The 21269-nt window shown below is 39.1% G+C and carries 14 protein-coding genes; 7 read left to right on the forward strand and 7 right to left on the reverse strand.

Features of this window, described 5'->3' with window-relative positions:
• Positions 1-163 precede the first annotated feature (163 nt).
• Both smc and ABD769_RS07255 read right to left on the reverse strand, forming a co-directional pair.
• Entirely contained in the window at positions 164-3703 is a 3540-nt protein-coding gene (gene smc / locus ABD769_RS07250; protein ID WP_344850693.1) for a chromosome segregation protein SMC, read from the reverse strand.
• A 206-nt stretch (positions 3704-3909) separates the two neighbouring features.
• On the reverse strand, positions 3910-6213 hold the full coding sequence (locus tag ABD769_RS07255; RefSeq protein WP_344850945.1) for an ATP-dependent helicase: 2304 nt from the start codon (positions 6211-6213) through the stop codon (positions 3910-3912).
• Positions 6214-6621: 408 nt separating this feature from the next.
• Here ABD769_RS07255 and ABD769_RS07260 point away from each other — a divergent pair, with 408 nt between their 5' ends.
• Entirely contained in the window at positions 6622-6945 is a 324-nt protein-coding gene (locus tag ABD769_RS07260; RefSeq protein ID WP_344850695.1) for a DUF493 family protein, read from the forward strand.
• Positions 6946-7069: 124 nt separating this feature from the next.
• Here the strand turns inward: ABD769_RS07260 and ABD769_RS07265 are convergent, their stop codons facing one another.
• The 3 genes from ABD769_RS07265 to ABD769_RS07275 are packed head-to-tail and all read right to left on the reverse strand — an operon-like array spanning position 7070 to position 10153.
• A complete protein-coding gene (locus ABD769_RS07265; RefSeq protein WP_344850697.1) occupies positions 7070-8575 on the reverse strand; it encodes a PH domain-containing protein in 1506 nt (501 codons plus the stop codon).
• Positions 8575-9123 carry a PH domain-containing protein gene (locus ABD769_RS07270; protein WP_344850699.1) on the reverse strand — a complete coding sequence of 183 codons (549 nt, stop codon included), beginning with the start codon at positions 9121-9123 and terminating at the stop codon, positions 8575-8577. The genes ABD769_RS07265 and ABD769_RS07270 overlap by 1 nt, the downstream gene beginning before the upstream one ends.
• Before the next feature lie 55 nt (positions 9124-9178).
• Positions 9179-10153 carry an SGNH/GDSL hydrolase family protein gene (locus ABD769_RS07275; RefSeq protein WP_344850701.1) on the reverse strand — a complete coding sequence of 325 codons (975 nt, stop codon included), beginning with the start codon at positions 10151-10153 and terminating at the stop codon, positions 9179-9181.
• Positions 10154-10410: 257 nt separating this feature from the next.
• On the opposite strand from ABD769_RS07275, the gene ABD769_RS07280 reads away from it, so the two are divergent.
• Positions 10411-11781: a dipeptidase gene (locus tag ABD769_RS07280; protein WP_344850703.1), complete on the forward strand. Its 1371-nt coding sequence runs from the start codon at positions 10411-10413 to the stop codon at positions 11779-11781.
• A gap of 730 nt (positions 11782-12511) precedes the next feature.
• Positions 12512-13492, forward strand: a complete 981-nt coding sequence (locus ABD769_RS07285) for a glycoside hydrolase family 43 protein (protein ID WP_344850705.1) — start codon at positions 12512-12514, stop codon at positions 13490-13492.
• A 19-nt stretch (positions 13493-13511) separates the two neighbouring features.
• Here the strand turns inward: ABD769_RS07285 and ABD769_RS07290 are convergent, their stop codons facing one another.
• On the reverse strand, positions 13512-14759 hold the full coding sequence (locus ABD769_RS07290) for an MFS transporter (protein ID WP_344850707.1): 1248 nt from the start codon (positions 14757-14759) through the stop codon (positions 13512-13514).
• A gap of 132 nt (positions 14760-14891) precedes the next feature.
• Between ABD769_RS07290 and ABD769_RS07295 the strand changes: the two genes are divergently transcribed.
• From ABD769_RS07295 to ABD769_RS07305, 3 genes are all read left to right on the forward strand, one after another.
• Positions 14892-15854: a phytanoyl-CoA dioxygenase family protein gene (locus ABD769_RS07295; RefSeq protein ID WP_344850709.1), complete on the forward strand. Its 963-nt coding sequence runs from the start codon at positions 14892-14894 to the stop codon at positions 15852-15854.
• A 21-nt stretch (positions 15855-15875) separates the two neighbouring features.
• On the forward strand, positions 15876-16838 hold the full coding sequence (locus ABD769_RS07300) for an SAM-dependent methyltransferase (protein ID WP_344850711.1): 963 nt from the start codon (positions 15876-15878) through the stop codon (positions 16836-16838).
• A gap of 126 nt (positions 16839-16964) precedes the next feature.
• Entirely contained in the window at positions 16965-17858 is an 894-nt protein-coding gene (locus ABD769_RS07305) for a glycoside hydrolase family 25 protein (protein WP_344850713.1), read from the forward strand.
• A 169-nt stretch (positions 17859-18027) separates the two neighbouring features.
• Here ABD769_RS07305 and ABD769_RS07310 read toward each other — a convergent pair whose 3' ends face one another.
• On the reverse strand, positions 18028-19125 hold the full coding sequence (locus tag ABD769_RS07310) for a mandelate racemase/muconate lactonizing enzyme family protein (RefSeq protein ID WP_344850715.1): 1098 nt from the start codon (positions 19123-19125) through the stop codon (positions 18028-18030).
• Between the two features lie 131 nt (positions 19126-19256).
• Between ABD769_RS07310 and ABD769_RS07315 the strand changes: the two genes are divergently transcribed.
• A complete protein-coding gene (locus tag ABD769_RS07315; RefSeq protein WP_344850717.1) occupies positions 19257-21266 on the forward strand; it encodes a thioredoxin domain-containing protein in 2010 nt (669 codons plus the stop codon).
• Positions 21267-21269: the final 3 nt, after the last annotated feature.

Below are 21269 nucleotides of genomic sequence, written 5' to 3' on the forward strand. Positions count from 1 at the left end.
TCTTTTTATTTGCAGCAATCCTGAATATGCTGTCATGCTGAGGCACGAAGCATCTGTTTCATAGGTTGTAGATGCTTCGTGCCTAAGTATGACAAAAAACACAAATTATCGATGATGGAAGTGATAGTCTTACTTTGGTCTTTTTGCTTTTGTCTTTAAACTTTTACGCCGCCACTTCCCTTAAATCCACCGCTACAACCCTCGAAACGCCCTGTTCTACCATCGTTACGCCATAAATAATATCGGTGCTGGCAATGGTACGTTTATTATGTGATACAATGATAAACTGCGACTGATCGGAGAATTTGCGGATAATATTATTGAATTTGTCGATGTTCGTATCATCCAAAGGGGCATCAACCTCATCGAAAATACAGAAAGGAGCAGGTTTTAAAAGGTAAAGCGAAAATAACAGGGCAGTAGCCGTTAACGTTTTTTCTCCACCTGATAACTGATTGATAGACAGCGGTCTTTTACCTTTCGGACGAGCTACAATATCGATATCAGCCTCTAAAGGATTGTTGATATCTGATAAAATCAGGTCGCAGCTATCTTCTTCATTAAATAAGGAGCGAAAAACCACAATAAAATGTTCGCGGGCCTGTGTAAAAGCCTGCATAAATTTATCTTTCGCCGTATCGTCTATTTCTTTAATGGTTTGTAAAAGATCGGTTTTAGCAGCGTTAAGGTCTTTTTTCTGGTTCTGAATAAAAGTGTAACGCTCTTCCATTTCTTTAAAAGCCTCCATCGCCATCGAGTTAATGGCGCCAAACTCATCCAGCTGGCGTTTCATTTTTTCTACTTTCTGGCGCAGCTCAAACTCACTTTCCAAAGTCTCAATTTCAGTCTCGGTTTCTAAAAGATCATTAATGTCAATATTAAATTCGACAGCTAAACGCTCTTTTAAGGCATTTAAGTCGATCTTTAAGGCGTTCTTTTTATCCTTGATTTCCGTTAGCAGAAAATCGGTTTCTTCGCGGTTTTTACGGATGTTGGTGAGGTCGTTCTCTACCTCGTTAATACTTCCTTTGCTCGTAAAATAGGCTTGTTCGGCCTCCGCAAGTCCTTTTTCCATTTCCTCACGTTGTTGATACATCTCTAAAAGCGTATCATCGTTCAAATCGGTATGCTGTAAAGTTGCAGTAATCTGAATTAAAGCTTCCTGCAGTTCTTTGTCGTTTTGGGTTATACGTTTATTTAAAGCTTCTTCCTGTACAAAACGGTAATCGAGGTCTTTTTCCAAGCCTGATAATTTATTTTGTTGCTGGTGAAAACGGATATTGTCCTGGTTATATTTACCTGCACTTTCGTTCACCTGATCGGCAATTTCCTGGTAATTAAGTTGTTGCTCCTGTAAATTAACATGTGCTTCCTGCTGATCTTTTTGTAACTGAACCAAAGCAGGCAATTTTTCGGATAAAGCTTTTTCTATCGAAACAATTTTTTGAGCAATGTCTGTTTTACGGTTTTCGCTGGTGGTAATAAACTCCTGGTATTGATCACGGCGCGTCTGCACAGAAATGTGTTCGTTATTTAAACGATTCATTTCCTGCTGCAGGCTATTGATCTGGTTAATTTTTGAAGCTTCTTTCAGGTTAAATATATTGTCTGTTTCGGCTTTTATCGCAGCATTGTACTGATTAATCAGTGATTCTGACGCTTTAATTTCTTTGGCCAGGTTTTCTAAATTCTTGGCCCTACCAATCCTTTTACCTTCAAATAAACCTACCGAGCCACCGGCCAAAGTGAATTTAGTTTGCGCATACTTTCCGTTTTTAGCCAAAATGGTTAAACTATCTGTTGGTGTTTCTTTGAAAAGATTTTCCTGCTCGGCTATTGCGATATATACATTTTGTAAAAGCAGGTTGCAGAGGTGCTGGTATTTTTTGTCGACTTCAATTACTGAAAGTGCAGAAACCAGACCCTCATGAGTACCAATAACCGGGTTTTTATCCGGAACATTTTCTAAAATAAAGAAATTCGCCCTTCCACGGCTCGCATCTGTTAAAAGATTTATCGCCTGAACGGCATCTGTATATTTTTCGACCACATAGTGGTTCATTACCGGTTCGAGGTAATTTTCTATGGCAATCCGGTAATCTTCGTTACAGAATAAAATATCAGAAAGGAGCAGGGCGTTTTTGGCAAAGGCACTATTTTTCTTTAAAAAACGGATCGATTCCGGGAAACCTTCCAGGCTATCAACCAGCGATTTAGTCAGGTTGTACTCGTTCTGCTTGGCATCTTTTTTACGGTTTTCGGCAGTTAGTTTTTCCTTGTTCGAACTTAAGTTGCTTTCTGAGGCAGCGAGTTTTTCTTTTAAAACTTCTTCAGCTTCGGTTAAATTTTTAATATTAGCCTGTTTTTCCCTTACCTGAATATCCAATTCGGCCAATGCATGGTCAAATGCTTTCAATTCCAGGGTTTTGGTTTCAGTATCGTCAACATTACGGTTGCTTTCCTGTATCAGGGCATCTTTCTGGATATTGAGGATATCGATTTCCTTTTGAGATTGATAAACCGTGTTCTGCAGTTCGTTAACCGATTTTATAAGGTTATCAATCCTGTTTTTCTCAGTTTGCTGTTGTTCGCGTAAAGTATCGAGCGTAGATTTTAAGCTTTTTAAATCAGATTCAAGACGGTTAAAAACTTCAGTTTCCGTTACAACCTCTTCATTTAAACGCTTAATGTTGTATTTGATGTGGTTAACCTGGTTTTTATCTTTTTCGAGTTCGCCAGATAACCGTGTTTCTTTTTCCTGTAAGAAACGCATCTGTTCGTTCTTTACTTTTTTCTCGCTTTCGTAGGCGCGGATTTTGGAAACAAACTCATTGGTAGCTTTTTGCTGTATCGAAAGGTTTTTCTCCTGACTGATGCTGCCCAACTTCAGTTTTTGCAGTTCGGCTTCGCCGGTGTCTATCTTCGTATTAAGTTCTGTCCGGTTTACCAGCTGGCTTTGCTCCTGGATTTCCAACGCGTTTAAATCGGTACGAAAGAATGCAATGCGGTGTGTAGCCAGCTGAACACTCAGCTCACGGTATTGCTCTTTTAATTTATAATAACGTTCGGCCTTACGCGCCTGATTTTCTAACGTTTTTAGATTTTTTTCGATTTCAAAAAGTAAATCTTCTACACGTTCTAAATCAGCTTCAGTATCTTTTAACTTATTGAAAGTCTGTTTCTTACGTAATTTGTATTTCGAAATCCCAGAAGCTTCTTCAAACAGTGAACGGCGGCTATGCTCTTTATTGGTAATGATCTCATCCACCATTTTCAGCTCGATAATAGAATAACTATCCGAGCCGATACCGGTATCCAAAAACAGGTCGGTAATATCTTTTAACCTGCACTGCACATCATTTAAGCGATATTCGCTATCGCCATTACGATAAAGTTTGCGGGTTACCGTAACCTGTGAATATGCAGTAGGAAGAATATTTTTGGTATTATCAAAGCTTAGCGAAACCTCTGCCAGTTGTGCCTGTTTACGGTTTTTTGTTCCGTTAAAAATGATGTTCTCCATCTTTTCAGAACGTAAGGCTTTGGTACTCTGTTCGCCCAAAACCCAGCGCATGGCATCAATTACATTGGATTTTCCGCAACCATTAGGCCCAACAATAGCCGTAACCCCCTCATTAAAATTGATGGTCACTTTATCGCCAAAGCTCTTAAAACCTTTAATTTCTAACCTGGTAAGTTGCATGGTTTGTTTTCGGGAAAACCGACCTCAATATTAAGGATAATTTTGTGTTTTTTCAAGTGGTTTAAGTGCAAAGGCCGGGGATAGAAAAGGGCAAAGGACGCAAAGTTGAAAAGATAAATTATTCCATCATCCACATTACATTTTTCATAATTAACCACTAAGGCACAAAAACACAATCGTGACCTGGTGCCTTTGTGGTAAAAAACTTATTTTACAATCATTAGTTTCGCAAATTTAAGCAGTAACTGTTTGTTGCCTAATCCCTGGAAAAATACCGTTGCTTTAACATCTGGTAGTGTTCCTTCTAGGCTGATGATTTTCCCGAAGCCGAATTTTTCGTGTTCTACTTCCATACCACCTTGAAATTCATGCGGTTGCGATGGGGTAAAACCTGGGGTAGGTATATGTGCTTTTGCTAATAAAGTTGTGGTTTTTGGTCGCGCCGGTGGGGCAGAAGTTGTTGCTCCTGCAGCCGGTTTTGGTTTGCTAAAGAAATCGCGTGGCTGCGAAGTCCAGGTTTTGCGCTCATCATCGAAATTGCCGTCGAAAGAATTTGATTTAGCTGGTTTTACATCCAGTTCTAAAAATTTCGGGTTAATTTCGTTAATGAAACGGCTTGGTTCACAGTTGGTTAAAGTTCCCCAGCGGTAACGAGAAGTTGCATAGGTAATGGTTAATTTAATCTCCGCACGGGTAATGGCCACATAAAACAAACGGCGTTCCTCTTCCAGATCGGAGCGGGAGTTAACCGACATTTGAGAAGGGAAAAGATTCTCTTCCAAACCCACAATAAATACGTTTTTAAACTCCAAACCTTTGGCAGAGTGGATCGTCATTAACGAAACCGTATCCTTATTCTTATCGCCGTCTTTATCATCATTGGTTAAAAGGGCAACATCCTGCATAAAAATATCAAGGCCTTTTTCCTCAATATCTTCACGCTCTGCAAACTCCTTAATACCATTTAATAACTCCTGGATATTCTCGTAACGGGCACGGCCTTCAACGCTGTCGTCCGTGTAAAGCTCCTTTAAAATACCTGTATGCTGTGCAATAAACAAAGCAGAGTCGTAAGCATCAAGTTTTTTTGCTTCCGCCTGAAAACTCTGCACCATCATAGAAAAATCGTTCAGTTGGTTGGCCAATCGCCCGTCAACATATTGGTGCGCGTTCGAAATCACATCCCACATGGTCAGGTTGTTTTGATCTGCCGCAACAATAATTTTATCTATAGAAGTATCGCCGATACCGCGTTTTGGGTAATTGATTACGCGTTTAATGGCCTCCTCATCTTTAGGGTTAAAAGTTAAACGGAAGTAAGCAATTAAATCTTTAATCTCCTTACGTTGATAGAAAGAAGTACCGCCGTAAATTTTGTAGGGGATATTAAGCTTGCGCAAACCTTCCTCCATTGCCCTGCTTTGCGCATTGGTACGGTAAAGAATGGCGAAATCATGGTAAGTGTAACCTTTTAAGCTGCGCTCCTGGATAATGGATTCGGCAACCAGTTTACCTTCCTCATTATCGGTAAATGCACGCGCAACTTTGATCCGGTCGCCCTCAACATTTTCAGAAAATACATTTTTTTCCAGCTGGTTTTTATTGTTGGCAATAATACTGCTGGCTGCATCAACAATATTCTGGGTAGAACGGTAATTCTGTTCTAATTTATAAACCTTTAAATCAGGGTAATCGCGTTCGAAATTTAGAATGTTCTGGATATTGGCCCCACGGAAAGCGTAAATACTTTGCGCATCATCGCCCACTACGCAGATGTTCTGATAGGCCGCGGCCAGTTTTTTTACAATAGTATATTGCGAAAAGTTGGTATCCTGGTACTCATCCACCATCAGGTACCTGAATTTCTGCTGGTATTTATTTAAAACTTCCGGATGTTCTTTTAACAGGATGTTGGTTTTGAACAATAAATCGTCGAAATCCATTGCGCCGGCCCTGAAACAACGTTTAGCGTATTGTTCGTAGATCTGGCCAATAAGCGGACGTTTATTTTGGATATCTTCTGCCTGGATCTGATCGTTAGATTGATATTCGCCCCACGAGATTAAGTTGTTTTTTGCAGATGAAATCCGGCCGAAAACGAAATTTACCGCATAAAGCTTATCATCCAGCTGCATTTCTTTCAAAATGGCACGCAGTACGCTTTTGCTATCATCCGTATCGTAAATGGTGAAATTATTCGGATAACCGATTTTTTCGGCTTCAACACGTAAAATTTTCGCAAAAACGGAGTGAAAAGTACCCATCCAGATGTTTTTAGCCTCTGCGCCAACCACTTTACTAATACGCTCGCGCATATCCTTACTCGCTTTGTTGGTAAAGGTTAAAACCAGAATGTTAAACGGATCGGTACCGGTTTGGATCAGGTGGGCCACACGAAACGTAATTACCCTGGTTTTGCCCGAACCTGCACCCGCAACAATCATTACCGGTCCTTTTGTGTTCTCTACTGCTGCTCTTTGTTGTGGGTTTAATCCTTCTAAATAATCCAAATCTGCTCCTGTTTTTTTGAGGTTCAAAAATAACAATAATTGGGGCTTTTTGCCAAAGGTGTTGGTAATTATATCTCATCGTGATTCTGAACTTGATTCAGAATCTATTTTGATAGGTTTGTAGCAGTTGGATGGAAGGTGAATTTTTATTTCATTAATTTTGAGAAAAGCCAAACCTGTGTTTCATTAGCATCGTTAGCCCTTTGCTTCGCTCATACTGCTGCAGGCCTTATGCTCCGGGCCGGTATCCGCTTCGCCAAGGTTTATTTAAAATGGGCGGTGCTGCTATTAATGGCTTAAAACCCTCCGTTTATGCGCAAAATTGCGGGACTGTGAGTTAAATAAATGCAGTATGCTGTCAGAATTACACCCTGATTATTTGGGTATAGAATTTGATATGTTTTTGTTATGGAAGAGAAAAATATAAATAAAGATATTGAGTTTACTGATATCCCGGATGGGGCAAATACAGATATTTACGCCAACTTAAAAGAGAAACTGGAAAGTGTAGAGCAATTTCCTGGTATTTACAATTTTAAATTTATTATTACCGGCGGACTGGAGAAAATACAGGATTTAAGAGCTATTTTGCCTGATGATGAGTTTATTGAGCAACCATCAAAAACAGGGAAATATGTTTCCATTACAGTAAAAAAGCAAATGAAAAATGCTGATGAGGTAATTGCTGTTTATAAACAGGCCGGAAACATCAAGGGAATTATGATCCTCTAAGTTTTAACCGGTGTAAAATTATTGATCTGATATCATATGGCATAATGGTTCTGAAGATATGAAGCATTATGCCGTATCAATGTCTTTCACCTTCTGCTTTCAACTTTAAAACCTTCTATCTTCATTACATCCAATCTTTATTCCCGCTTTCTACCTGATAAAGCCAATAATTGACCAGTTTTTTAATTTCTGTGTAATTGCCATATTTAAAATGAATCTGACCAGCAGCGGTATGTAAAGAAAGATGGCCAACATCAACACCCTTATGCCATGGGTATTGAAAAGTGGTAATGGCCTGAATTTTATTGGGCTGTACAATCTCATTCGAAACATCCCATATGCCACTGGTTTTGATGATAAAATCCTGGTTTACCGAAATGCGGTGCCTCCTGTAACTGATGTAAATCATCATTATTCCGATAGCAAAGTATGCAATTGCGATACCGATAAAAGGTTTCACTTCGGGAATGTTAAAAGCCAGAATCAAAAAAACCGATACAGGTAAAATCAGTTTAAAGAAAATTGGCAGGTTTAAAAAACGCCAGTCGGGGATAAAGGTTTTTCCTTTTAAAGGTGCCTCATCCAATATCATTTTTAATAGTTCATCGCGCTCAGTAGGGTTGCAACCCGGAATTTCCAAAGTATTCCCCTGCATTTCATGCCCTTTTTTACTCTGGCCAAAATGTGCCTGCCGTAAACTCATGTTCAGCATGTGCATCTTCTTCTGAAAATAATTCTGACTGTATTTGGTAATCTGTACTTTATTTGGACTGATCAGGGTATTTTTCTTGGCAATTAATCCGGAAGAGAGGAGCAGGGCATCTTTATGCTGACTAATTTCGAGCTCAAAATATTTATAAAAAGTTCTTACCAGATTGATAATCAGCAATACAATTAAAAGGCATGCAATTAAAATGAAAACCGTAACAATAGTCAGCATTCCGGTTACTGTGCTCTGAATTTCATCTCTGTTAATTTTAAAAGCATCAAGCAATTGGCGGCCTTCATAAATTACGGTATAAAAAAATGCTGCAAGTAAGGCTAAACTTTGCCCGTAATTAGAAGTTAAACCAACTTTAAACAACGTAAAGCCACTTATCCTTAAAAACGGTGCTTCTTCTGCCAAATGGTTTTCATGTTCCATTTCTGGCTGCATATCAATTGCGGTATCACGGTTAAGCAAGTGCGCCTTAAGATTATAAGCAGCAGTTTCATCAATGGCTTTTATACTTACTTCCTCTCCATGGGCACCTGCCGTATCAATTTTTAAGCCGTAAACACCGATAATTTTCTGCAGAATATTCTGGTTTATGTTAACCTGCTGAATTTTATCGAGCTGGATAATGACCTGATCGCGGTTAAATATGCCTTTGTTTACCACAAATTCCTGTTTTTCTTTATTCAGGAAGAAAGTAAATTTTAGGTATCGTAAATAAGCAAGAACGAAACTGAACAGGATAATAGCGAAGGCGCCTAGCAAAACATAAATAATGTCATTAATCTGCATTTTTAAAAATGCGATAACGAATATGAAGAAAGTTCCTTTAATGATCTGAAAAGTAGTGTATGCGCCCATTATAATAATGCCAAAGGCCGATTCGCGCTGCGGTTTACTAAAATCGTTCTCCATTATGCTTCAGTTTCAGTGGCCGGATTTTCGAGCAGGTCTAATTTTTTCAGAAGCAGGTCCCTGATGCTTTTTGCCTCTTCAATTGCTATGCCCGAAATGTGGATATGCCCGCTTTGGCCACCGGCGGTAAATACCTGCAGAGATCCCAGTTTGTATATTCTTGAAAAAATACCTTCGTTTAATTCGATATGCTGGATCCTGTTTAAAGGAACAATCGTGGTCGATTCGGCTATAATTCCACTTTTATAGATTACGTCGTGTGTACGAACGGCATAACCACGTTTTTTAAAACTTAGCCGGAAAAGCAGGAAAAAGATAATGACTACTGTAAAATAAAGGGGTACAATCCAAATGGCATTTGGCCTTACTTCATCAACAAAGAATAAAATTGAACCCAGGCCAATTCCCATTAAACCAAAAAAGACCGATAAGTTAATACAGATGATTTTCCAATAATCGGGGTGTGGCTGCTTTAATAAAATTTCTTCATACTTGGGAAGATGATCAAGATCAACTGTTTCGTTGGTAAAAGAGGTATCGGAGGACATAATTAAAGTTATAAAACGTATTAATCAAATATCTGACTAATATTTTATGCTTTTGTTACCTCGCTACAATAAACTTTTTTGCAGCGTTATACTGTCCGGAATCGGAAGAAATCTTAAAAAAATAAATACCCGGCACAAAGGTAGAGGTGTTAATTTCGAGGGTATGTTTACCCGTATTTAAATATTCGTTTACCACTGTTTTAACCAGCCGGCCCATTAAATCGTAAATCTGAATATTAAGTTTATCAGATTCCGGTAATACCACATCAATAAAGGTTTGCATGGCTGCAGGGTTTGGGTAATTCTGCGAAACGGTAAACTTTAAGAATTTATCGAAAATAGCTTTGTTAATCGCATCAAAAATAACATAACTTACTAATCTGTAGCCACGTGCATTTGGGTGAAAAGCATCCTGATATAAAGTAAAATCGCGCCTCATTGCAGCATTTACATCTGCAAGGTAAATTTTATATTCTGTTGCTAATTTTCTGTAAGCCGCGTTAATGTTCCTTATATTGGTATTAACAGCAACGTAGCTTTTATTGGTTCTGTCATCAACAAACTGCAGGGTACACAAAATGGGTACTAATTTTTGCTTTAAACTAGAAGTAATAAATACCCGCATGTTGGCTACCGTTTCTGCCACACTGCCTTTACCATTGGCAATTGCAAGGGCATCGTTTATCCCCATATCAATTACAATAAAGCCTGTTCTGTTCGCTATCGCATTATCAATTCTCAGCAAACCTTGAAAAGTTGTCTGTCCGCCGATACCGTGATTCGTAATATCAACTGTTTTATTGGTATAGCAGTTTAAAAAATTATTCTGGAGCATGGTTTGGAAGCCAAGGCCATTTACCCCTTCTACCGTACTGGCTCCAAATGTTACAATATTGATGCTGTCTTTAGAGTAGTATTGGGCTGCTTCAGGGCAACTTACCCGTGTGGGGTTCTGAGCTTGTGCAAAAGAATTAATGCAGACAAACAGAAGCAGCAGCAGAGATAAAAAAACTTTTGCGCTAAACTTCATTGTTAAAATTCTTTCGTACAGGATTTAAGGATATCTGTTAAAGGCGCAATTTACAAAAAAGTAAATATAATTGATAGTTTGCCTTACTCTTTTTTACAAACAATAAACTATTTTTTGTATCTGTTAAAAGACGGCCAGAAATTTAAAAAGCCAGTTTCAGGGCATACAGGAATTTAACTTATAGAAAGTTATAATTTGTATCCACTTAGTAGGCCATTTATTTGGTAAAGCCTATATTTGTCCAAATTCATTTTGTTATGCAAGAGATTAAAAATTATGTAGAAACGCACAAACAACGTTTTTTAGATGAGCTGTTTGAATTATTGCGTTTTCCATCGGTTAGTGCTGATCCGAAATACAAAGGCGACGTTTTAAAAACAGCCGATTATGTTGCGCAGAAATTAAAGGATGCAGGTGCAGATAACGTAGAAATTTGCCCTACTGCCGGTTATCCGATTGTGTACGGCGAAAAAATTATAGATGCTTCTTTACCAACCGTTTTAATATATGGCCACTACGATGTTCAGCCTGCTGATCCGTTAGAGCTTTGGCATACCCCGCCTTTTGAACCAACAGTACGCGACGGCAAAATTTATGCCCGTGGTGCCTGTGATGATAAAGGCCAGTTTTACATGCACGTTAAAGCTTTCGAATTGATGATGGAAACCAATACCCTGGCCTGCAACGTTAAATTTATGATCGAAGGCGAAGAAGAGGTAGGTTCTGCAAACCTGGGTATTTTTGTAAAAGATAATGCTGAGCGTTTAAAAGCCGATGTAGTGCTGATTTCAGATACTTCGATGATTAGTATGGATCATCCTTCAATTGAAACCGGTTTACGTGGTTTAGCTTACATGGAAGTAGAAGTGGTTGGTCCAAACCGCGATTTACACTCTGGTGTTTATGGTGGTGCAGTAGCAAATCCGGCTACCATTCTTTGCAAAATGATTGCTTCATTGCACGATGAAAATAACCACATCACTATTCCTGCTTTTTATGATAAAGTACTCGAATTAACCGATGAGGAGAAAAAAGCATTAAATTCTGCTCCTTACGATGAGGAAGAATATAAAAAAGACCTTGATATTGAAGAAGTTTGGGGCGAAAAAGGTTATTCTACTTTAGAACGTACCGGTACGCGTCCAACTTTAGAGGTTAACGGAATCTGGAGCGGTTACATTGGCGAAGGTGCAAAAACGGTGTTGCCAAGTAAAGCCAATGCTAAAATTTCGATGCGTTTGGTGCCACACCAAAGTTCAAAAGAAATTGCAGAGATTTTTACCAAACATTTCGAAAGCATTGCGCCTAAAAATGTAAAAGTTAAAGTTACCCCTCACCATGGTGGCGAGCCGGTGGTAACCCCGACTGATAGTATTGCTTACCAGGCTGCAGAAAAGGCTATTGAAGATAGCTTTGGTAAAAAAGCAATTCCAACACGTGGTGGTGGCAGTATCCCGATTGTAGCTCTGTTTGAAGATGTGCTGGGCATTAAATCTGTACTTTTTGGCTTCGGTTTAGATAGCGATGCCTTACACTCGCCAAATGAGAAATATGATATTTACAATTATTATAAAGGAATAGAAACTTTGCCATTATTCCATAAGTATTTCGCTGAATTGAGCAAATAAATCTATTTGTCGTGCTAAGCGAAGTTGAAGACTATCCCTGCCTATTTTTATAAGCAGGGATTTTTTATTGGTTTCTTTTTTTTGAAAATGTGCAGACTGTTTTTCATAGGTGCTTTCGTCCCGCCATCACTTATAGTCCTCGTTTCGTTGCACTTCACTGCGGGTTATCCGCTCTGTTGGGTTTATTAAGAAAGGTCTGTTCCGGTATAGCGACATAGACAATTTGCATCATTTAATAGTACCATTGGCCGCGCCATCTAAACCCGACCGAAATGTAAAACCCACAGCCTGAGGCACGAGGGCGAGGATTTGGAACGAAGGGCGGGACTGGTGAGACCGAAAAGCACTGTTACTGCTTTCCAAAAAATTAAAGCCCAACTGTCAGTCTGAGCGGAGTTAAAGACTATCCCTGCCTATCTATATAAGCAGGGATTTTTTATTGGTTTCCTTTTTTGAAAATGTGCGGACTGTTTTTCATAGGTGCTTTCGTCCCGCCATCACTTATAGTCCTCGTTTCGTTGCACTTCACTGCGGGCTATCCGCTCTGTCGGGTTTATTTAACTGCAGACAGCTCCCGGATGCAGCACTACAGATGCAACTGCATTTTCAGAGCCTGTTGTCAGTCTGAACGGAGTTGAAGACCATCCTGTTGTTTTCATATCAACTGGTTTCAACCAATTGATTTTAGTGGTTAATTTTTTTACCACAGATTTTTTTCTAAATTGGTACCATGAAACACCTCATCTCATCTCTTTTACTTTTATCGGGGCTCACTTCTTTTGCTCAGGGTACTAAAACGATTAACCAGTCTGGAAATCCAATTTTTGAAGGTTGGTATGCAGATCCCGATGCTGCTATTTTTAACAACAAATATTGGGTTTATCCAACTTATTCTGCCAAGTACAAAGAACAGGTATTTTTAGATGCCTTCTCGTCTGACGATTTGGTGAAATGGAAAAAACACCCCCATATTTTAGATACTGCAGCCGTAAAATGGGCCAATAAAGCCATGTGGGCTCCTGCAATTGTTCAAAAAGACAAAAAATATTACCTGTTTTTCGGCGCTAATGATATTCAGAGCGATAATGAAATCGGAGGGATCGGAGTAGCAGTTGCCGATAAACCGGAAGGACCTTATAAAGACCATTTAGGCAAACCCTTGGTAGATAAATTCCATAATGGTGCGCAACCGATCGATCAGTTTGTATTTAAAGATAAAGATGGCCAGTATTATTTAATTTATGGTGGCTGGAAACACTGTAACATTGCCAAACTGAACAAAGATTTTAGCGGTTTCCTGCCTTTTGAAGATGGTTCTACCTTTAAAGAAATTACACCCGATAATTATGTAGAAGGACCGTATATGTTCATCAGGAACGGTAAATATTATTTCATGTGGAGCGAGGGCGGCTGGACTGGTCCAGATTATTCTGTGGCTTATGCCGTAGGCGATTCGCCATTTGGTCCGTTTAAAAGAGTAGGTAAAATATTAAAACAAGATGCTGCCATTGCAACAGGAGCAGGCCATCACTCCGTAATCATCAATGAGAAAAAAGGACAGTATTATATTGTTTACCACCGCAGGCCATTAACCGAAACCGATGGAAATCATCGCGTTACCTGTATCGATGAAATGAAATTCGACGCAGCAGGCAACATTCTCCCTGTAAAAATTACTAACAAAGGCGTTAAAGCGCAAAAAGTAAAATAATTAAAAGCTGCTGGAGATGTTATTCCATTTCCGGCAGCATTTCACTTTCTTCCAGAACTTTTTTTACCTGTTTTTTATTCAGGGTGTTAAATCCCCAGGTACATGCTAAAAGTATGCAGGCAAGTCCCAGCCAAAGAAAATTGTAACCAAGGTGTTCTGCAACCAAAAAACCAACATAAGGGCCTGCAAGCTGTGCAAAAGACCAGCTTAAGGTATAACCCGCGGCATATAAGCCCCTGTTATGCTCATTACTTCTGCTGATTACAATTGTATTGATGAAAGGTAGGGTAAGCATCTCGCCACAGGTAAAAACCACTACGGTTAATATGGCCATTGCAATGTGGAAACTTACCGGAGCACTTAATATAACATAGGAGCATGCAAACAAAACTGCACCGATCATGATGAAAAACATGGGTGATCGTTTGGCTTCAATTTTATTGATCATCACCATTTCGAACAAGGCAATTACTGCTCCGTTAATGCCTATTATGATGCCGATGGCAAATTCATCTATGTGCCATTCCTGTTTAAAAAATACGGGCACTATCCTGAACATTAAAAATGCACAGGTAATAAATATGGTGGTTAGGAGGATAAATTTTACGTAGAAAGCATCTTCCCATGGTTTCATAATAATCATACTACTGGCTGTTTCCTTTGCCCTTCTAATGAAACCTTTAACCTGTGGCAAAAAAGTCAGGATTAACAAACCAACAATTATACTTACCACGCCTTCAACAATAAAAAGTAACCTGTAATTAATTGAAGCGATTATACCTGCAAAACTGATCCCGATAGACCAGCCCATATTTGTGGCCAGCCTGTTTAGCGAGTACGATCTTGTTAAAGTACCTTCTGCAGCATAATGGGCAACTGCTGTAAAATTGGCAGGCCGGAAAGCTTCAGAGAAAAAACTGATTACCACAGCCAAAATACACAGACTGTAAAAATGGGTTAGGGTAGAAAATAAAATAAACAATAACCCGCTAACGATAGAGGATAAAACCTGTACCGGACGAAAACCGATCATATCGGTTAATTTACCCCCTGTTGCAGAGCCCAGAACAGAACCAACCCCAAATAAAATGATGATTAAACCTGCATCCGTTACCGATCTGTGCAAACTTTGGGTTACAAACAAGCCCATAAACGGAACCGACATGCTCCCAAACCTGTTAAAGAGTATCACAAAACTCAATAACCAGGTTTCTTTGCTTAATCCACTAAAAGAGGTTTTATACGTATTGTAAATTGCGGTAATCATAGATCGTGTAGTAGCGTATCAAAAGTAAGCAATGTAGAAGCATTACGCCTTAATTTTTTGGTAATGGATTAGCAATTTTTATCATGGATTTAATTAATTTTTTGTTAGAATTGCCCTTAATAAATCAAGATCATGCTCATCCCAAACGCTCAGCAACCTGCGGATTGTCCATTTTTAAGTATTGTGAGGAAATATCACGGCCTAAAATGTACCAAAAAAGATGTAGGGGAACAATATCACCATCAGGAGAAAGTATTTTTTAGCATTTTTCAGATCGGGCTTTTCGAAACCTATAATTTTTTATATAGCGAATGCCGGGATGATGACCATTTTAAAAACTGGATTATCCGGTTAAAAGGAGCTGATTTTTATCAACAGGCCAGTGCAAAATTTAATCAATGGTACTTGGGCGTAATAGATGGAATAAACAGGCCGTTTGATCGTGTTTTAAGTGAAGCACAGCATCAATTTTGGGAAGAAAACGGCTATTTAAAAATTGATAGTGTAATTGATGCCGAACGTTGTAATGCCGTAATCGAACTGATCATCAAAACACTCGGTGCGGATATGGAGAAACCGGAAACCTGGTATAATGATCATCAGTTGCTGCAAGGGCTTATGCTCCAGCTTTATCAGCATAAGGCGCTTGATGCTATCCGGAACGATGAGCAGGTAAAATCGGTTTTTGCTAGCCTCTATGGCTCTGGTGCATTATTACCCAACTGCGAAAAGGTAAGTTTTAACCCACCTGTAAATGGAAATTTTAACTTTAAAGGAAGTGCGCTTCATTGGGATATTGATTTTAACATTGGCCCTAAATATTATATTCAAGGTTTACTTTATTTAAATGATGTTCCGGTAAACCGTGGTCCATTTAGCCTTATTCCGGGTTATCATCATAAAATTGAAGCAGAATTACAGCATAATAGCCCCGAATTACTAATTCAGCAGTTGGCGGAGCAAAACCTGGCTGTACCTGTAGCGGGCAAACAAGGCGACATTATTTTATGGTTGCAATCTATTCCGCATGCGGCTACACCTAATTATGCTGATGTGCCAAGGTTTGTTCAATACCTAAGTTTTAATCAAATATAATCTGCCCATAAACCCCTGTAAATGGAAGCAATACAACTGAAAGAAAGATTACGTCGTATAAGTGATGAAATTTTAAAACCCGGAGATTTTCACGATCAACTAGCACCTGCCATAGCTGATTATGCAGCCCTGCTGTCTACAATCGTAAAAATCGATAATAATGACGAACAGCATAGAAAACACATTCAGAGCGAAATGGGCGAAGCAATTGGGACATTTTGGGCGGCGCAGTGTGTTAAGGAAATTTTAAGGACCCAACGTTTTGTAAGGAGCTTATATTTGGCAATTAAAGAAAAGTTAAGTCAAAAACCAGGGCCGGTTCGGGTAATGTACGCGGGCACGGGGCCATTTGCTGCCCTGGCTTTACCGGTAATGATGCACTTTAGTCCGGCTGAAGTTCAGTTTACAATGTTGGAAATCAATCAGCAAACCTATGATATTTTACAAGAAGTATTAGCAGCTTTTAATTTAAAAGATTACGTGGCAAAGTGTGAAATTGCAGATGCCACAATTTATCAGGTTGAAAATGCAAATATCGATATTGTTTTAAGTGAAACCATGAGTCGTGCACTCATCAAAGAACCACAGGTTGCCATTATGCTTAATTTTGCAAGGCAATTGCCCTCAGATACCATTTTTATACCTGAAGAAATTAATGTTGGCATAAGTACGCAGCAAAAAAGTGGCGCCAGGCCAAAATTAATAAAGCATTTGATGGAGTTTAACACATCTTTGAGGCAAAAACTTGTCAGCAATACCGTGGGCTTTAACTGGCAATTTGATGAGGTAATTATAGAAAATGAGATAGAAGAAAATGAACCGCTCTATTTTTCTACTGAAATTAAAGTATATCAGGATAATTTTTTAGGTTTTAACGATTGTTCGCTAAACATACTGGAAAGAATTAAGACCGATAAACCAGCTCCTGAAAAATTAAAATTCAGATATGTTTTAAAGGAAGCACCCGGCTTTATTGTTTATTAGTGGTTTGGGACTTTTGATTTTTAATAGGTAGGGCAGGGATTTATGGAGGTAGCAGCTGTGGATTAGTGTTATTCTCAATCTCAAATTTTTATTTCCCTACTTTTTCCTCAACTTTGCCGGACAAGTATGCCGCCAGAGAAAAGAATTCCGAATAAAGCCCCTGTTACCAGAAAACCTGGCGTAAAAAAGCCGGCAGTTAGAAAGCCTGCAACAAATAAAAAAAAGAAGAGTGCCTTATCCATTCAGCTTAAATTATTCCTTGCTGGTTTATTATTGATTTTACTCTCCCCATTTTATTACGGATACGTTTTAAGAAGTTTTGTGGCTACCTGGCGATGGGTTAAAGATTGGGGTCAAGATCCTAATTATAGAACTTACGAGAGTTTTAACATTAAAATCCCCAAAAAATATACCATTCATGGAATTGATGTTTCTTATTATCAGGGCAAAATAAACTGGCCAAAGGTAAAAGAGATGAAAGAGGATGAGGTGAGCATCAGGTTTGCCTTTATCAAAGCAACTGAAGGATTGTTACTCGTTGATCCCTATTTTCAACGCAATTGGCGCGAAGCTCCAAAATCAGGCATTATCTGTGGTGCTTACCATTTTTTCAGACCAAAAAAGGATGGAAAAACGCAGGCTAAATTTTTTCTGCAGGTAGTAAATATAGAAAAAGGCGATTTGCCTCCCGTAGTGGATATTGAAGCCTTAGATGGTGTTTCTCCTCTAAAAATGAGGGCCGAACTGTCTGATTTTCTTAATTATGTAGAACTGAAAACTAAAGTCAGGCCGATCATCTACACCGGACTTAAATTTTATGAAGATTATTTGCTGAATTTTTTTGATGATTATCCCTTATGGATTGCCCATTACTATCAGCCTAAGTTACGATTGGATAAAAGCCGATGGAAATTTTGGCAACACTCTGATAAAGCCAAAATTAATGGCATTGGGCATGTGGTCGATTTTAATGCTTTTAATGGCGATAGTTTAGCATTAGACAGGTTGTTAGTTAGATAGTTGGTTATTGTAAAGTATGGTTAATTGGTTAATTGTTTAAATCGGTTAATTGTAAGCTAGGGTGAATTGTTTAAATCGGTTAATCGACTCCAAACTCCAAACGCCCAACTGCAAACTATTACCGGCACTATACCGGAAACTAATGACTAATGAACCAATGACTAATGAACTAAACCATCCAGCTTTCACATTTCTCTAAGAAAAATTCGTCAGCTTCGGCACCGATGCCAATTTCTTCCGGAACATCAAGAAAGTAGCCATTATAAGTAAGTCCGCCAACTACCGGATCTACCAGATGGCCCAATAGGGCAGTATCTAAGTCGAAAAACTCCACATTCGGACTTGCCAATGCGAAATGAAGGTTAGCACTCAAGGCAATCCTACTTTCAAGCATACTGCCAATCATGCATTTTACACCTCTTTGCAATGCTTCTTCATGGATTTTTTGTGCTTCTAAAATGCCGCCCGATTTTGAAAATTTAATATTTAGGTAGGTTGTAGACTGGCTATTGATCAGTTTGCGGGCATCGTGGTGATTATAACAGCTCTCATCAGCCATCAGTTTAATGGGTGAGTTTACATTCAGTTCAGGCAGTTTATCATCGTACCAGGTCCTCATGGGTTGTTCGCAAAATTCAATATTGTACTTTTCCAGTTCGCCTAGGGCAAATAAGGCATCATCAAAACTCCAGCCCTGGTTGGCGTCCAAACGCAGCGTTAGTTCTTCGCCCACCGCTTCGCGGATGTGTTTTACCCTTTCTATATCATCGTGTACCTTTTTGCCCAGTTTAATTTTAATGATTCTGCAACCCTGGCTTTTATATTTCAATGCCGTAGCTGCCATCCCTTCGGGCGTATCTATGCCAATCGTCATATCGGTTTCGATGGTCCTTTTTTGTCCGCCAAGGAATTTATAAAGTGGCAGTTTCGCATTTTTGGCTGCAATATCGAACAGCGCCATATCAAAAGCACTTTTAATTGTATTATTATGGTCGGCATAACCTAAAAGATCGTTCATGCGCTCCGGAATATCCAAAGGATCTTTGCCTTTTAAAATCGCCGCGAAATCTTTGGCCATGGCAATACAGGTTTCCTGCGTTTCTCCTACAATCATCGGGAAAGCAGAACATTCTCCAATGCCATGGATACCCGCATCGGTATAAATCCTGATCAGTACATTCTGCGCAAAATGCATGGTTCCCGTGGCAATAACAAATGGCTCCATGGGGATGCTAAAGCGGTATATTTCGGTGTGGGTGATTTTCATTTTTTTTAAAGGCTAGATTTCCAACTAAAGTATAAAAACAAAAACTAAATAGAAACAGGTTTGTAGATTATTAATAGATTTACGCCTCAAATCAAATTCCATTTTCCCGCTTACATTTTACATCACCCGTCATGTCAGAAACCAATAATTTAATCCACGCTTCATCACCATATTTATTGCAGCATGCCCATAATCCGGTTAACTGGTACGAATGGGGGCAAGAGGCATTAGAAAAGGCTAAAGCAGAAAATAAACTGATATTGGTGAGTATAGGCTATTCGGCCTGCCATTGGTGCCATGTGATGGAACGCGAAAGCTTCGAAAACCACGAGGTTGCTGAAGTAATGAACAGGCATTTTATCTGTATTAAGGTAGACCGTGAGGAGCGTCCGGATATTGACCAGATTTACATGTATGCCATTCAGTTGATGACTGGTAGTGGTGGCTGGCCGCTAAACTGCATCTGTTTGCCCGATCAGCGGCCGATTTATGGCGGAACGTATTTCAGGAAAAACGACTGGATCAATATTCTTGAAAATGTTGCTGCACTTTGGGCAAACGAGCCCGATAAAGCCATTCAATATGCAGAGCGCCTAACTTCAGGTATAAAAGACAGCGAAAAAATAATCCCCGTGCCTGAAACTGAAGCATATACAGACGAACACCTCACCGAAATCATCGAACCCTGGAAACGCCATTTTGATATTGGTTACGGAGGTTACAACCGTGCCCCAAAATTTCCTTTACCTAATAACTGGGTATTTTTATTGCGTTACGGTTTTTTAAAAGACGATTCATCTGTTTTTACCGCTGTATGCCATACACTCGAAGAAATGAGCAGGGGAGGTATTTACGATCAGATTGGAGGCGGTTTTGCCCGTTATTCGGTTGATGATAAATGGCATGTGCCGCATTTTGAAAAGATGCTTTACGATAATGCACAACTGATCAGTTTATACGCAGAAGCTTATCAATGTACCAAATTCGATTCCTTCAAACAAACTGCTGTAGAAACCATAAATTGGGTTTTTGATGAAATGACTTCGGCCGACGGACTGTTTTATTCAGCATTGGATGCAGATAGTGAAGGTGTAGAAGGTAAGTTTTACATCTGGGATAAGGCAGAGTTTGATGAGGTTTTAGGTGAAGATGCACAACTGATTGGTGCATATTATAATGTTACCGAAGAGGGGAACTGGGAGGAGGAACAAGCCAATATTCTGCGGAAAACCATCAGTGATGATGATTTGCTTGCCAGGTTTAATATTGAAGCAGAAGTGCTTTATGATAAGGTAAAATCAGCCAAAGCAAAATTAATGGCGGTTCGGAGCAAAAGGGTTCGTCCGGGCTTGGATGATAAATGCTTAACCGCATGGAATGGCATGATGATCAAGGCCCTTGCAGATGCTGCACAGATTTTAAGCCAAAGCGGTTATTATGAAAAAGCATCAGCTGCAGCCTCTTTTATTTTAAATCACCTCAAATCGGAAAAGGGAGGTTTATATCGCAATTATAAAAACGGGAAAGCATCGATTACGGGTTTTTTAGATGATTATGCTTTCTTAACAGAAGCTTTAATTGCTTTGTATGAGTATGATTTTGACGAAAAATGGCTGGAAGAAGCAAAATTACTGACTGATTATGTTATCGCTAATTTTACTGATCCAGATTCTCCGATGTTTTTCTATACCTCTGCCGAAAGTGAGGATTTAATTGCCCGCAAACACGAAGTTATGGATAACGTAATTCCGGCTTCAAACTCTGTCATGGCACAGAACTTAAAGAAACTGGGTGTACTTTTTGATATTGAAGAATATGCAGAAAAAGCCTCAGCAATGCTTGCTGCGGTTCAGCCAAAAATTAAAACTTATGGTTCTGCCTACTCAAACTGGGCCATTCAGTTATTGAATGAAGTGTATGGTATAAATGAAATCGCCATTACAGGTTTGGAAACCGATGTGATTAAATTAGAATTAAGCAGTCATTATATTCCAAACAAAATTACACTGGGCGGAACAAAAAGTAACTTACCACTGTTAAAAGGTAAGCAAAGCAATGAAACAAAAGTTTATATTTGCCGAAATAAAGTATGCCAGTTGCCGGTTAACACTGTTGAGGACGCATTAGAGTATTTACAATAAATT

This window comes from Pedobacter jeongneungensis (assembly GCF_039538295.1).
Taxonomy (GTDB): domain Bacteria; phylum Bacteroidota; class Bacteroidia; order Sphingobacteriales; family Sphingobacteriaceae; genus Pedobacter; species Pedobacter jeongneungensis.

What these genes read in the sequence shown, in the direction of transcription:
- ABD769_RS07305 (WP_344850713.1), top strand. Translation starts at nt 16,965, where the DNA reads ATGCCGCCAGAGAAAAGAATTCCGAATAAAGCCCCTGTTACCAGAAAA.
- ABD769_RS07270 (WP_344850699.1), bottom strand. Translation starts at nt 9,123, where the DNA reads ATGTCCTCCGATACCTCTTTTACCAACGAAACAGTTGATCTTGATCAT.
- ABD769_RS07260 (WP_344850695.1), top strand. Translation starts at nt 6,622, where the DNA reads ATGGAAGAGAAAAATATAAATAAAGATATTGAGTTTACTGATATCCCG.
- ABD769_RS07280 (WP_344850703.1), top strand. Translation starts at nt 10,411, where the DNA reads ATGCAAGAGATTAAAAATTATGTAGAAACGCACAAACAACGTTTTTTA.
- ABD769_RS07285 (WP_344850705.1), top strand. Translation starts at nt 12,512, where the DNA reads ATGAAACACCTCATCTCATCTCTTTTACTTTTATCGGGGCTCACTTCT.
- ABD769_RS07290 (WP_344850707.1), bottom strand. Translation starts at nt 14,759, where the DNA reads ATGATTACCGCAATTTACAATACGTATAAAACCTCTTTTAGTGGATTA.
- ABD769_RS07275 (WP_344850701.1), bottom strand. Translation starts at nt 10,153, where the DNA reads ATGAAGTTTAGCGCAAAAGTTTTTTTATCTCTGCTGCTGCTTCTGTTT.
- ABD769_RS07300 (WP_344850711.1), top strand. Translation starts at nt 15,876, where the DNA reads ATGGAAGCAATACAACTGAAAGAAAGATTACGTCGTATAAGTGATGAA.
- ABD769_RS07265 (WP_344850697.1), bottom strand. Translation starts at nt 8,575, where the DNA reads ATGGAGAACGATTTTAGTAAACCGCAGCGCGAATCGGCCTTTGGCATT.
- smc (WP_344850693.1), bottom strand. Translation starts at nt 3,703, where the DNA reads ATGCAACTTACCAGGTTAGAAATTAAAGGTTTTAAGAGCTTTGGCGAT.
- ABD769_RS07310 (WP_344850715.1), bottom strand. Translation starts at nt 19,125, where the DNA reads ATGAAAATCACCCACACCGAAATATACCGCTTTAGCATCCCCATGGAG.
- ABD769_RS07295 (WP_344850709.1), top strand. Translation starts at nt 14,892, where the DNA reads ATGCTCATCCCAAACGCTCAGCAACCTGCGGATTGTCCATTTTTAAGT.
- ABD769_RS07315 (WP_344850717.1), top strand. Translation starts at nt 19,257, where the DNA reads ATGTCAGAAACCAATAATTTAATCCACGCTTCATCACCATATTTATTG.